General features: G+C 55.4%; 14 protein-coding genes. 6 read left to right on the forward strand and 8 right to left on the reverse strand.

Annotated features, from left to right (window positions below; all coding sequences use genetic code 11):
• A partial coding sequence (locus L901_RS13640) for a hypothetical protein (protein ID WP_245289645.1) occupies positions 1–296 on the forward strand: 296 nt, incomplete at its 5' end.
• A 433-nt stretch (positions 297–729) separates the two neighbouring features.
• Here L901_RS13640 and L901_RS13645 read toward each other — a convergent pair.
• Entirely contained in the window at positions 730–972 is a 243-nt protein-coding gene (locus L901_RS13645) for a hypothetical protein (protein ID WP_082710629.1), read from the reverse strand.
• Positions 969–1,643: an HAD family phosphatase gene (locus tag L901_RS13650; protein WP_059757553.1), complete on the reverse strand. Its 675-nt coding sequence runs from the start codon at positions 1,641–1,643 to the stop codon at positions 969–971. The genes L901_RS13645 and L901_RS13650 overlap by 4 nt, the downstream gene beginning before the upstream one ends.
• 288 nt (positions 1,644–1,931) lie before the next feature.
• On the opposite strand from L901_RS13650, the gene cls reads away from it, so the two are divergent.
• Positions 1,932–3,332, forward strand: a complete 1,401-nt coding sequence (cls, locus tag L901_RS13655; RefSeq protein WP_059757555.1) for a cardiolipin synthase — start codon at positions 1,932–1,934, stop codon at positions 3,330–3,332.
• 70 nt (positions 3,333–3,402) lie between these two features.
• On the forward strand, positions 3,403–3,591 hold the full coding sequence (locus L901_RS13660; protein ID WP_059757558.1) for a hypothetical protein: 189 nt from the start codon (positions 3,403–3,405) through the stop codon (positions 3,589–3,591).
• A gap of 245 nt (positions 3,592–3,836) precedes the next feature.
• Here the strand turns inward: L901_RS13660 and L901_RS13665 are convergent, their stop codons facing one another.
• Positions 3,837–4,043, reverse strand: coding sequence for a CsbD family protein (locus L901_RS13665; protein ID WP_059757674.1), 207 nt, complete (start codon positions 4,041–4,043; stop codon positions 3,837–3,839).
• 366 nt (positions 4,044–4,409) lie between these two features.
• Between L901_RS13665 and L901_RS13670 the strand changes: the two genes are divergently transcribed.
• The gene (locus tag L901_RS13670; RefSeq protein WP_245289646.1) at positions 4,410–4,829 is read left to right on the forward strand and encodes a hypothetical protein; all 420 of its coding nucleotides are present in this window, start codon (positions 4,410–4,412) and stop codon (positions 4,827–4,829) included.
• A 66-nt stretch (positions 4,830–4,895) separates the two neighbouring features.
• The gene (gene moaA, locus L901_RS13675; RefSeq protein ID WP_059757560.1) at positions 4,896–5,885 is read left to right on the forward strand and encodes a GTP 3',8-cyclase MoaA; all 990 of its coding nucleotides are present in this window, start codon (positions 4,896–4,898) and stop codon (positions 5,883–5,885) included.
• A 393-nt stretch (positions 5,886–6,278) separates the two neighbouring features.
• Here moaA and L901_RS13680 read toward each other — a convergent pair whose 3' ends face one another.
• The 5 genes from L901_RS13680 to L901_RS13695 all read right to left on the reverse strand — a co-directional run bounded on the left by L901_RS13680 (position 6,279) and on the right by L901_RS13695 (position 12,381).
• Positions 6,279–7,445, reverse strand: coding sequence for a mechanosensitive ion channel family protein (locus tag L901_RS13680; RefSeq protein WP_059757563.1), 1,167 nt, complete (start codon positions 7,443–7,445; stop codon positions 6,279–6,281).
• Positions 7,446–7,510: 65 nt separating this feature from the next.
• Positions 7,511–7,738 (reverse strand): DUF2474 domain-containing protein, encoded by a 228-nt coding sequence (locus tag L901_RS27935; protein ID WP_338081642.1) that lies wholly within the window; start codon positions 7,736–7,738, stop codon positions 7,511–7,513.
• The gene (gene cydB, locus L901_RS13685; RefSeq protein ID WP_059757566.1) at positions 7,630–8,637 is read right to left on the reverse strand and encodes a cytochrome d ubiquinol oxidase subunit II; all 1,008 of its coding nucleotides are present in this window, start codon (positions 8,635–8,637) and stop codon (positions 7,630–7,632) included. The genes L901_RS27935 and cydB overlap by 109 nt, the downstream gene beginning before the upstream one ends.
• 2 nt (positions 8,638–8,639) lie before the next feature.
• Positions 8,640–10,052, reverse strand: a complete 1,413-nt coding sequence (locus L901_RS13690; protein WP_059757568.1) for a cytochrome ubiquinol oxidase subunit I — start codon at positions 10,050–10,052, stop codon at positions 8,640–8,642.
• A 61-nt stretch (positions 10,053–10,113) separates the two neighbouring features.
• Positions 10,114–12,381 carry an FdhF/YdeP family oxidoreductase gene (locus L901_RS13695; protein ID WP_059757571.1) on the reverse strand — a complete coding sequence of 756 codons (2,268 nt, stop codon included), beginning with the start codon at positions 12,379–12,381 and terminating at the stop codon, positions 10,114–10,116.
• A gap of 281 nt (positions 12,382–12,662) precedes the next feature.
• On the opposite strand from L901_RS13695, the gene L901_RS13700 reads away from it, so the two are divergent.
• Entirely contained in the window at positions 12,663–13,589 is a 927-nt protein-coding gene (locus L901_RS13700; RefSeq protein ID WP_059757574.1) for a bestrophin family protein, read from the forward strand.
• Positions 13,590–13,753: the final 164 nt, after the last annotated feature.

A 13,753-nucleotide genomic window follows, 5' to 3' on the forward strand; every position in this document is an offset into this window, starting at 1 on the left:
CACAACGATGGCGCCATATGGCAAGCGCACCGAAAAACGGAGATCGGATTCTCATCACGATACGGTCGTCCGAACAAGGGCCGTCCCAGGTAGACCTTGCGTATTGGTCGAAGGGCGACCAGTACGGTTCAGAAGGCTGGCGTGCCTCGGACTCTTCGCCGGGGCGGATCATCGAATACGCGGAGCCGGAGTTGAAGTGCTGGATGCCTATGCCCTCAGCCAATATCGATGGCCTTACGATGCCCGCTCCCTGGGAAGGCGAGGACGCCCGGGAGCTTGATGGGTCTGGGATCTGAGGTTCCCTTCGGACAGGGCCTGGGCCATGGACATCCTCGGCGTTGGAACGAAAGCATTGCTTCCCGCCATACGTGCCGAATGATGTCAGCCTGCCTTCCGCGAAACGCATCGTAGCGATAGACGGTCTTGAGGATATGCAAGGGATCAGCGGTCACGGCGGTTTTTATCTGAAGTGGAATGATTGTGCATCATCACGGTTTTGGGATCGATGGCAATGCCGAAGATGGAGTTGGCCATGGCAGTAGGTAGAGTCATTGATGTTGCGAGCAACCACATCGAATGCAAAAAGGGCTCCGCGTTGTTTCGGAGCCCTTTGATAGTTTTTATATTTGGTTGCGGGGACCTGAGTCCACGGAGACTTGTAATTTTCAGACGGATAGGATGCTGCTAAAATGACTTCTGCTTTGCGCGAATAACAAGGGCGGTTGGCCTCTATTCCTGCTGTCGAACTCGTTTCGATGCGATACCTATCCATTCATAAAGGACGCCCTGGTCCAGTTTCGAAAAGCGCGCTCGATGTTTTAACCACTCCAGCGAGTCACCAGGATTACAGCGGGCATAGTCCTCCCGAATAAGTGCCTCATAATCTTCACGAAGCCCTAGGTCAGACGGTTCGATCTGGAGCATCAGGCCGTTCGCCGACAGATGCAGCGCCGGTTGCTCGGTCCCGTTCATCGCCGACCTCCGACTTCGTCGATATGAAGCAGGAGATCTGCCGGATCGTCATAGACACGTATTGCACCCGCGTCTCTCAGCTCTTCCTTGCCGTAGCCGCCGCTTAGCAGGCCGACCCCGAGCGCCCGCGCACGAACCGCTGCAAGCATGTCCCAGATACTATCGCCTACAACCACCGCTTTACCGATATCGACGCCAAGCGCGTCTGCTGCGGCAAGGAATAAATCGGGATCAGGCTTGGCATACTTGACCATATCCCGAGTGATGACGGGAAACGACGACGTGTCCACTCCAAGCGCAGCAATGTTTACTGATGCCGTCTCCATCCGGCCACTGGTCGCAATTGCAAATGGAATTCCGGCGTCAGCCAGCCAGTGCAGAAGTTCGCTGGCGCCTGGAAGGGGATGAATTTTGGAGCCCAGTCGGCGATATGCCTCCGTATGGCGATGTCTCAGTCGCTCGTTTAGCGCGTCCGTAATCTCAATTCCGGTCTCACGAAGCAACTGATTGGTGAACAGTCCTCCGCTCATTCCGATCTTTCGATGGATCCGCCAGACGGAAAGATCGATCCCCTCCTCATCGAGAGCCTCCTTCCAGGCGAGAACGTGCTGATAGACGCTGTCGACCAACGTGCCATCCAAGTCAAAAAGAAAAGCATGATCTATCCGCATCGTAGTTCTCCCTACAGGTTTTCGCGCCGTTAGGCCGCGAATTGTATGAAGCAATGCCTATGCCAATGTTGCGGGTCCGAAAAATCAGCTAGTTATCAATCCAGCCATGACGGCAACGGACAAAGTGTCCCGAATTTCGTGGCAAAATGTCCTGCCGGACCGTCCCCCAATTTTGACGAAATATTTGATTTTACTGTTTTATTGTGCTGAGCTTCATTCATGAAGTCGTCGTTCTATATACTCCATACTTAAAATCGAGCGCCTCGATGCGATTGAAGCGGGGATTGAATGAAGCTCAGCTATGAATTGCTGCTTGCCAGTGCCGAATGGATCGTTCGCCTGGGCGCGCTTATTGTTATCCCGCAACGGCGCTCCCCCTCCTCTGCCCGGGCATGGCTGCTTCTGATTTTCTTTCTGCCGATCCCAGGGCTCATTCTGTTTCTGGCAATCGGAAACGACCGCTTCCCGAAATGGAGACGGGCACGGTTTCAGTCCCTGCGACCATTCTTCGAGGCGACGGCAGATAGCTTGAAGCCCTTTCAGGCATTTCTTGACGCAAGGCAGCCTGTTGCTGAACTCGCAACCGCTCTTGGGCGATTTCCCGCCACAGATGGAAACAGGATTGAGTTGATCGACGACTATGACGGCGTGATCGACAGGCTTGTTGAAGATATCGATGCATCGACGTCAACGGTGCATCTACTGGTCTATATCTTTGCCGATGACGTCGTTGGCCAGAAAATTGCCGACGCGCTTGGTCGCGCGAGGGCGCGTGGGGTCGATGTAAAGGTCATGTTCGATCCGGTCGGATCGCACCATTGGCGACGCGGCACGCTGCGGATGCTTCATGCACAAGGCGTTTCGGTGCGTGAAGCCCTTCCGTTGCACTTCATCAGGTTCCGTTCTCGTGGCGACATGCGCAATCATCGCAAACTATTCGTCATCGATGGTCAAATCGGTTATGCGGGTTCACAGAATCTGGTTGCGAAAGATTTCCGCAAAGGGATTACCAATCATGAGTTGGTCGTACGGGTGCAGGGGCCGGTTGTCGCGGTGATGGATGCGGTCGTCAAAGGCGACTGGAGCATCGAGACAGGAGAGCCTGCAACGGCCGGGAGCGTTCGCCCCCAACAAGCCGGGTCTGCGCAGGCGCAACTCCTGCCGAGTGGAGAGGATTATCGGCTGGAGGGCTTTGAATCCCTGCTGGTCTGGCAAATCCATCAGGCGCGCGAGCGCATCGTTCTGGTGACACCGTACTTCATTCCGGATGAGGATATCCTTGGCGCCTTGCGGACAGCCGTCGTCCGTGGCGTGACTGTCGACATTGTCCTATCGAAGGTGATCGATCAGCGTTTAGTCAGGCTATCACAGTGCTCTTACTATGAGGATCTGCTGGGTGCCGGCGTGAGGATTCATCTTTATCGCGACTATTTATTGCACGCGAAGAACGTCGGTATCGACGACAATCTTGCAATCGTGGGATCGAGCAATGTCGATCTGCGCTCATTCCAGTTGAACGAAGAAGTCAGTCTGTTGCTATACGACGCCGATTCAATCCAGCGTGTCGACGCGATCCAGCGGAAGTATATGGAAAGCGCAGATACTCTCGATCTCGACACATGGAGAAAACGGCCACGATTGCGCAAAGTTGGCGAAAATGCAGCCCGGATGGTCAACTCGCTTTTTTAGTAACCGCCTGCGCCACCGGCCCTTATCAAGACACGGCGTGCGGCCCCGCTGCGCAGGCTGAAACTTTGTAATGGCGAGCCAACTATCGATCCTGATCACGCGCCTCGGCTATGGTCTTGTCGATCAGGCCTTCATGGTGTCGAATGAAGTCGTCGCGGGTCATCCCGGAAGCCTTCCAGGCTTCCTGAAGGTTGGAATCCCTGTCCAGCCATTGATTGCGGACCTGATGATCAAGTTTATGACGCCGGGCGTCCTGTGATCCATGTGATGCTCTGTCATGATCCTTGGACATTCTTTAGTCCTCCAAATTCGTTGAACGATTTTACCCACCGCTTCCGCGATGCCGTGTTCTGTCGAGAATCGCGGCTCGGTTGTGAAAACCGGTGATCGATCCCAAAGAAATAAGTCCTGACTTCCGGATCGCTCACCGGCCTGCCGATAGACGCCAACCGCCTGATATGGAATTGACACGCGGCCGGGCTCTCGTTGACAGGTCAGGGTGCGTTAATCCCAGTTGGCCTCCTTCGCCCACTTGTCGACCTCTTTTCGAACCTCCTCCTTGTCGAGCCCGTAGAGATCCTGGAGCTTGCCTTCCAACCGCTCACGGTCACCATCGATGATATCGATGTCATTGTCGGTAAGCTTGCCCCAGGTTGTCTTGATTGCACCTTTTGCAGCCTTCCAATTTCCCTCAATACGATCCCAATTCATTTTCGACTCCTTGAGTTTCGCTTCGGTATCAAAGCCTCCGATACGGTCGATCCAAAGATCAAAAGCTTTGTAGCGACACGGAAGCAACCGACGTGCCATTTCGGAAAATCTTATGAAATCAGCATGTTAAGACCACATTCCGTTCGATGAAGGACAAATTATCGAAATCAGCGCGGCCAAGTTGTCCTGATGACCTGTTGCGAAGTTGCCTGTCGTGCATTTGAGATAGCCGAAAATCGCTTTTTTCGTCACAGAAACAGCCGCGCATCATACATGTTGTATTCGGTGCGCCCGAAAGTGTTGGACAAATAGTCCGAACCACAAGGCGCCATTGCAAGATTTTCCATTTATCTTATTGATTTTAATATGTTTGTTTTATTGGTATGTTTTTTGCTTCGTTGTCTCAGTGAAGAATTGAGCGGGCTGCAGAAGGCGATTGCGCAGAAAGCGCTCGCCCACATTCTGTCGAGTCACCAGGAGAAGGCAGGGATCAAAATGAGCGAAACTCTTACTCTCGATGACCATCAGGCAATTCGTGAATGGGCCGCCGCCCGAGCAGGTAACCCGGCCTTCATTTCAACGTCAGACGATAGCGCTCCTGTTCTGCGGATCGTATTCGAACCGGAGTATTTTGCCGATGTCGAACGTCCCCTGGATGCCGGAGGCCTGGAAGTTGTTGAATGGGACGACTGGTTCCGTGTCTTCGACGAGGAGAAGCTCGTCATGCTGGTCTCAAAGGAGCGCCCGGGGAAACTGGACAATTACCATCAGATTCTCAAAGCCTGATCTTTATTAGTTAAGCGCATGTCAGACCTTGTACCACCACACGCCAGCAAGCGCAGAATGGAATCGATGATCGATCCTTTCGGGCGCACGATCACCTATCTCAGAGTATCGGTTACGGATCGCTGTGACTTTCGCTGCACGTATTGCATGGCGGAGCATATGACTTTCCTCCCCAAGAAGGACCTCTTGACGCTGGAGGAACTGGAGCGCCTATGTTCCGCTTTCGTAGACAAGGGGGTGCGCAAACTTCGACTGACGGGCGGAGAACCTCTGGTCCGGAAGAACATCATGCAACTGATCCAGCGACTATCGCGCCACCTGCAGTCTGGTGCGCTGGATGAATTGACACTGACAACCAACGGTTCGCAACTCGCGCGCTTTGCAGATGAGCTTGCCGATTGTGGCATCCGGCGGATCAATGTATCGCTCGACACCCTCAACCCGGAAAAGTTTCGGGCAATTACCCGTTGGGGCGAGCTCGCCCGAGTTCTCGAGGGACTTGATGCCGCAAGGCGGGCGGGTATCCGCGTCAAAATCAATACAGTTGCGTTGAAAGGCTTCAACGAGGCGGAAATTCCCGATCTGGTCCGCTGGGCACATGGTCAGGGCATGGATCTCACCCTCATCGAGACCATGCCGCTAGGGGAAATCGAATTCGACCGTACCGATCAATATCTGTCGCTCTCGCAGGTGCGTGAAGACCTGTCGTCAAGGTTCACACTGACAGACGCGTCGTGTCGAACGGGAGGTCCAGCTCGCTATGTGGCTGTCGCCGAAACCGGGGGAAGGCTTGGTTTCATTACACCACTGAGCCACAATTTCTGCGAAAGCTGTAACCGCGTCCGCCTGACCTGCACAGGCATGCTTTATATGTGCCTTGGGCAAAACGATGAGGCAGATTTGCGAAAGGCACTGCGCCAAAGCAATGGCGAACTGGATCTTGGCCGAGCCATCGACGAGGCGATTGCGCGTAAACCCAAAGGGCACGATTTCATCATCGATCGCGACCACAATCGCCCCGCTTTAGCGCGCCATATGAGCCTTACAGGTGGTTGAAAATTCCCGCACGCTTCGCCTATCCGCCAGATTGGCGCGTCGTCATGATGACGTATGGGTTCAGAAGAAACGGAACTCAGGAATTCGTGGTCGGGGCCTCCCATCGCGCGATTTCCCGATGAGGAAACTTTCCCTTCATGGACGGAGCGGCCCATCCTTGGATCGCGCCCAACGCCCGTGGAATTACCTATCGCCACAGGTGTCGTGCCATCCCCTGATAGAGAGATATTCCTGTTTGGCCGTGTATCCGGTAACAAAGTGGAAATCCTTCCCACCCAATCCGCATCAGTTCATCTGGCGTTGGGCCAGCGCCGAGCTGCTTGTGTCTCCCCCAAGGCAAACAGCTCGAAAGAAGACATAAGCGGTACGTGCTCGCGTCCTGAGGTGGATCGTTCACTGTGACTGCGCGGGTGGCTTGCTATTTTCGGATGCGCAGCGTCGTGCAGGAAATATCTCGGCGCCCGAGGGGACGGTTTCCACATAGAGCGATTGGCTGGGAAAAGCGAAATCGGAGCCGGCCGCAGCGACAAGCCCCTTGATCTCGTAGGCAAGCGCTTCCTTGATTTCCAAATATTCGCCCCGGTTTGTCGTGTTGGTAAAGCAGTAGACCATCATATCAATCGAAGAGTCCCCGAAGTTTGCAACTCGGACGAATGTCGGCACTGCGGGAGGGTCGACGAAATCGGGGGTTCGGGAGATATAGCTTTCGATACCATCGCGGATTTGCCTGAGTTGATCGACGCTGGTTTCGTATTCAAGGCCGATGGTCCAGGAAATGCGCCTGTAAGTCATTTTGGAGAAGTTCGTCAGGGCATTATCGGCCAGCTTGGAATTTGGCACATAGAGCGGCGCCATATCGAAGCGGCGAATTTTGGTCGTCCGCAGACCGATCAATTCCACCGTTCCCTCAGCAATGCCGTCGACCATTATCCAGTCGCCACTTTCGAGACGCTGTTCTCCGATGATGAAGACACCGGCGATGAGATTCTTGAAGAGATCCTGAGCTCCAAGCGCGACAGCCGCTCCGAGGAGACCAAAGCCCGCTAGAACCGGCCCTATATGGATTCCCCAGACTTCGAGGGCAATTGCCATTCCCAGAGAAAACACAACAATTTTGGCGACGCGGACAGTCCAGCCGATCATGCCATGGCTGAAGGTTGGGAGATGCTCCCCCAGGCTCGTCAGAAGCGGCTTCACGACCTCAAAGAGAAACCAGAACATATTGATGACCGCCAGCGTCCGATTGATACGCCCGAATAATTCCGCGATCTCGGAAGGGACGGTCAACATTGCGGCAATACCGAAAAATGCAATGAGGATCGGAACGAACTGCAGGGGTGGTAAAAGCGCCTCAATGATCGCATCGTCTGTCTTGTTCGGCGTTCTTTGCGACCAGTAGCGTAGTTGGCGTAATACGACGGAGCCGAACAGGCGTCGCATCGTGGCGGCAATCACCAGTGCCAGAACCGCAAGCAGGAGCTGGCCAGCTGTGACGCCGGCGACATCATAGCGCCAGATCTGAATTGCGGCTTCGAGATATGGAACCAGCACGTCACGCATGTCGATTTCACGGCCTATAACGTGAAGGAGTGATCATTCTTATGGAAACGTCGATCATGAAGGCTTTATCCAACCAGCCAGTATCGGATGGCGACCGTCACTAGGCCGAGCGCCGCAACGCTCACGGCCCAGATCAAAAACATCCATCCGAGGCGTTTCCAGATCGATGAGGTTTCAGCCTGCATCAGTGATAACCATGCACGCCAGCCTTGCCGCGGAAAACCCAATAGGCCCAAGCGGTGTAGATCAGGATTATCGGAATGATGATCATGGCTCCGACAAGCATGAACCATTGGCTCTCAGGTGGCGCCGCCGCTTCCCAGATGGTGACCGATCGCGGCACGATATAAGGATAGATGCTGATCCCAAGGCCGGCCGCGCCGAGCAGGAACAGGGCGAGCGCCATGACGAAAGGCACCCGCTCCATTCCGCGTGCCAGGCTCCAGAAAAAGACGGCAGCCGAAATGATCACCAGCAGCGGCACCTGTGCCGTGACGAGCACGCCCGGGAATGCAAACCAGCGCCGCCAATAATCGTAAGTCAGAAAGGGCGTGGCAACGCTCACCGCGGCAAGAGCGGCAAGTGTTGCGATAGCAAGCCAGAACGCCAATCGACGCGCATGATGCAGGCTTGTGTTTTCTGTCTTCCAGACCAGCCACGATGCTCCCAGCAGAGCATATCCTATCACCAAGGCAATACCGGTGAGAAGGCTGAAGGGACTGAGCCAATCGAGCCAGCCTCCTGCATAGGCATGGTTCTCGACGTGAATACCCTGCAGGATGGCACCCAGCATGATACCCTGCGACAGGGCAGCGACCAGCGAGCCAAGGGAAAAGGCCGCATCCCAGAACGCCCGGTGACGCGGGTGGCGCCAACGGAATTCGAATGCCACTCCCCGAAACACCAATCCGAGAAGCATTGCGATGATCAATGGATAGGTCGCCGGAAGGATGATTGCATAAGCAAGTGGAAAGGCTGCAAACAATGCGCCGCCGCCGAGCACGAGCCACGTCTCGTTGCCATCCCAAACGGGTGCAATCGAATTCATGGCCTGATCGCGCTCATCGCCGACGCCGAACGAGGGAAACAAAATGCCGATCCCAAGGTCGAAACCGTCCATCACCACATAGGCGAAGACCGCGAAGCCGATGATCACGGCCCAGACAATGGTGAGATCCAGAGATGCAATCATGTTCAGTCCTCCAGAGGAAGCGATGCACCCAGGCCTGGAGCGGGCGTCAGACCGGCGGCGCGTTGTGGCACATTGGCCGGCTCGCTTTCGTGTGGCTCCGGCGGTTTAGCCATAAGCCTGAGCAGATAAAATATGCCGGATCCAAATGCGAAAAAGTACACGATCACAAAAGCCAGAAGCGAGACCGCGATGGCCGGGGCTGCAAGCGGTGAATGCGATTCCGCCGTCCGCAGCAATCCATAGACGGTGAAAGGCTGACGCCCCACTTCAGTCGTGATCCATCCCGCAATAACCGCGACAAATCCCGCAGGGCCCATGCACACGGTAGCCCGATGCAACCACACCCACTCGTAGAGCTTTCGCCTGTAGCGGGCGAGCAGGCTCCACAAACCGATGCCGAGCATCGCAAAGCCGAGTGCGACCATGATCCGGAACGACCAGAAGATGATCGGCGCGGGCGGCCACTGGTCCCGAGGAAAATCTTTCAACCCCTGCATCGGCGCAAAGGGATCATGTTTGAGGATCAGCGATCCGAGATGCGGTATGGCGACCTCGTATCGTACCCTTGCCTCTTCATTGCTCGGCAGACCGAAGAGGATCAGCGGCGCGCCCTCGGCATGTGCCTCATAATGCCCTTCCATGGCGAGAACCTTGGCCGGCTGGTGCTCCAACGTATTGAGTCCGTGAGCGTCACCGGCAAATATCTGGATCGGCGTAACGATCGCCGCCATCCACATCGCCATCGAGAACATTTTCCGTGCCCCGAGATTGGAACGGTCCTTAAGTAAATGCCACGCTCCGACACCACCAACAACAAATGCCGTTGTCAGATAAGCTGCGAGGACGGTGTGAACGAGGCGGTAGGGGAAACTCGGATTGAAGATGATCGCCATCCACGAACCACCCGGCACGAATTGCCCATCGGCATTGATCGCAAATCCGGTCGGTGTATGCATCCAACTGTTAACCGAGAGAATCCAGGTCGCCGAAATGAGCGTTCCAAGCGCCACCATGCAGGTGGCGAAAAAATGCAACCCTTTCCCGACCTTGCTGATGCCGAACAGCATCACCCCAAGAAATCCGGCTTCGAGGAAGAAGGCGGTAAGCACCTCGTAGGCCATCAGCGGGCCGATGACAGGCCCTGCCTTGTGAGAGAACACCGACCAATTGGTGCCAAACTGGTAGGACATGACGACGCCCGAAACGACACCCATGCCGAACACGACGGCGAAGATTTTCAGCCAGTAGCGATACAGATTGGCATAGACACCGTCACCTGTCCGCAACCACAATGCCTCGAGCACCATCAGAAAGCTGGCCAGACCGATCGAAAAGGCGGGAAAGATGAAATGAAATGAAACGGTGAAAGCGAACTGTGCTCTCGCCAGAATTACCGGATCCAGGTTCTCAAGCACCGTTCCGTCTCCTTTGCTGAGATCGGTTGAACTGACCTAATCTGATGTCTGCGATGTTGCTCTATGCCGCCAGAACCCTGACAGGAATCGACTTTGCCGCCGGCGTGCCGCTAATCTTGTCGTAGTACTCAAGCGGAAGGAGCGGGTTGAGTTCTGGATAATATCCGGCAACCGAACCGCGCGGCATCGGATAGTCAAGGACCGTCAGCCCGTCGACCCGACGCTGTAAACCATCATCCGTGATCGTTTCGATGGAGATTCGCGCGCCGGCTTCCAACTTGCGTTCCTTGCGGTCGTCCTCATTCATGAAGAGCACCATGCGGTCATTGTAAACGCCGCGGTAGCGGTCGTTGTAGCTGTAGATCGTCGTGTTGAACTGATCGTGCGAGCGCACCGTAGCAAGCCTCAGCATCGCAGGATCGGCGACAGGCGCATTGACCTCAAGGCCGGGCAATAACAGGAAGTTCGCCTTGCCATTCGGCGTCAGCCAAACAAGTCGCCTAGGCGCAACATCGAGATGAAAACCCTTGGGATTTTTGATGCGCTCCGAAAAATCGGAGTAGAGTTCTGGATAGACGGCTGCGATCTTGTCACGGATCAGGTTATAGTCGTGGATATAGGTCTCCCAAGGCACCTTACTATCGGGAAGCGTCGCCATCGCCATGCGACAGACGATTTCCACTTCCGGCTTCAGATGCTCGCTGGCTGGCCTCAGTACGCCACGTGAGGCGCTCACGTTCGACATGGAGTCCTCGATGGTTACGAACTGCTCGCCGGCCGACGTGTGTATCCATTCCGATCTGGCAACCACGGGGAGGATTAGCGCATCCTTGCCATGCACGAGGTGGCCACGGTTGAGCTTGGTGGTAATGCCGACAGTAAGTGCAAGCTTGCTCATTGCTGCATAGGATCGCTCCGTGTCCGGGATCGCACGAACGAAGTTACCGCCCATGCCGATAAAGACTTTGGCGGTGCCGTTCTCCATCGCCTCGACGGATTCGACCGCATGATGCCCGTGCTCGCGGGGTGGCTCGAACCCGAACACATCCCGGACCTTATCGAGATAGCGCTGTGTTGGCTTTTCATCGATCCCCACCGTACGGTCGCCCTGAACGTTGGAGTGTCCTCTTATCGGCGAGATGCCTGCTCCAGGCTTGCCATAGTTTCCCTTCAGCAAAAGCAGGTTTGAGACCTGCTGCACCAGGCGTGACCCATCCTGATGTTGAGTGATACCCATGCCGTAGCAGATCATCGTCGCGTTCGAGCGAATGTAGATCTCGGCACAGCGGCGGATCTGGTCCTCCTCCAGGCCCGACGCCTTGACGAGTTCGGGCCAATCATGGGTCATGACCTCATCGCGAATATCATCGAGACCAACAGTATGTTTCGCAATGAAATCATGGTCGAGGATCGTTTCCCCCTTCGCCTCGCGCTCGAACATCACCCGCATGATGCCTTTCAGGAAGGCGAGATCACCGCCGATCTTCATATGGACGAATTCGCTGGCGATCGGCGTGGAGCCGAATGTCGCCATCTGGATCATGTCCTGGGGTTCAGTGAAGCGTATCAGCGCGCGTTCGGGCATGGGATTGACGGCCACGATCGGAACGCCGCGTTTGCGGGCTTCAACCAGATTCGTCATCATGCGCGGTGAATTCGTGCCGGTGTTCTGCCCGATCACGAAGATCGCCTCGGCATGCTCGAAGTCTTCGAGGACCACCGTCCCTTTCCCGACACCGATTGCAGGCGGCAGACCGCGGCTCGTCGGTTCATGGCACATGTTGGAACAGTCCGGGAAATTGTTGGTGCCGAATTCCCGGATAAAGATGGCGTAGAGGAAGGCCGCCTCGTTCGGCGTCCGGCCAGACGTGTAGAATTCCGCCTGATGGGGGCTTTCCAACGCCCTCAAATGTTTGCCGATCAGCGCAAAGGCGCTGTCCCAGTCGCAGGGCACGTATTTGTCCGTGGCGGCATCGTAACGCATCGGCTCGGTCAAACGCCCCTGCATCTCCAGCCAATAGTCGGACTGCTCCATGAGTTCGGAGACGGTGTGCTTGGCGAAGAACTCCCGCGTGACCCTGAATTTGGTAGCTTCATGCGCCAGCGCCTTTGCGCCGTTTTCGCAAAATTCGAGCGTCTTCTTGCAGTCAGCGTCCGGGAACGCACAGCTTGGACACTTGAAGCCACCAGGCTGGTTCATCGCCAGCAACGCTCGCGATCCCTTCGTCACGACACTTTGCTCCAGCAGGACCTTGGCGGTTGCAGCAGCAGCGCCCCATCCTCCGGCCGGATGATTGTATGTTTTGTATTCCGCTCTTTTGTCAGCCATGGCCCACACTCCACAAGTGCTATTCCCACGACAGTAAAGCACGTTATGTCATTGTTTTCCATGGACAATATGTCCATCAGAGGCGGACAGTCTGTCCGTTCCCCACATCGCAAACCCTGCTAACTCATTGACAATCATCAATATCCGAAGTGGTACGGCACTTGCAGAGGAGTTCTGGGTCATGTGGGTGACACGCAGTCGTGTCCGACGGCCCACCTGTTTCGCGTGGATTTCATTCCGTGCCGAGCGCTGTTCCAGATTGAAGTTTGCTAGGACAAAACATGATCGTCCGTGAAACACCGAACCTGTTGCGTCTCTTCCTCGAGATTCGAGGATCGGTCATACGGCGGATTTATCCGCGTGTGCTCATCGTGATGTTCATGTCAGCCGTCGTGGTCTGGGCTCACACCCATCACCCCAATCTTATTCCGCTGGTGGATGGCGCGCCCTTTTATCTGATCGGCCTCACCCTCTCCATCTTTCTCGGGTTTCGCAACAATGCCTGTTATGACCGCTGGTGGGAGGGACGAAAGCTATGGGGTCATCTTTTCGCCTATAGTCGTGACCTCGCACGTCAGACCAAATTGCTGCTGCAATACGGCGATCAGGCTGCCAAGGATCGTGACCGTCTGATCAGGTTGAATATCGTTCTGGTCGAGGATCTGGTACGCCACCTTCGCTATGGCGACAGGCTGGGAGAAAACGTCGAGACTCTGCTGTCCAGGGACGAACGTCTGGCGCTTCTCAAATCCTTCAACGCACCCAACTATGTCATTCAACTGATGGGGGACTGTCTTGCCGGCATGTCGGCAAAGGGTTACATCACCGATATCGAGTTCGGCATTCTTGACCGCACAATTTGTCAAATGAACGAGGTGATCGCTGGCTGCGAACGCCTGAGGAATACCCCTGTTCCTTATGGCTATACGCTTCTGCTTCACAGGACCGCTTATCTTTTCTGTTTTCTCCTGCCGTTCGGACTAGCCAACATGCTCGGCCCTATCACACCGTTTGCCGCAGGCGTCATCGCCTACACGTTTTTCGGCCTCGATGCGCTCGGTGACGAGTTGGAGATGCCCTTTGGGACGAGGCCCAACGCGTTGCCAATCGCGGCAATATCCAAATCGATCGAGATCACGTTACGCGAAGCCCTCGGAGAGGAAAATCTCCCGGAGATGCCGGTGCCCGTCAAATCGATCCTTCTTTGAAGGTTTTCAGGATAGCGGACCGCGGAAGTGCGATGCGACTACGCACTCCGAGATCACAACGGGTGAAAAATCGCTCTGAGCTGCGGCGGAACACGACGTGACGTATCAACCAGGAAAGACGCATTTCTCTCTTTATTAGGTGATCTGCGTTAAGAGGTTCCACT

Source organism: Agrobacterium sp. D14 (genome assembly GCF_001526505.1).
Taxonomy (GTDB): Bacteria; Pseudomonadota; Alphaproteobacteria; order Rhizobiales; family Rhizobiaceae; genus Agrobacterium; species Agrobacterium leguminum.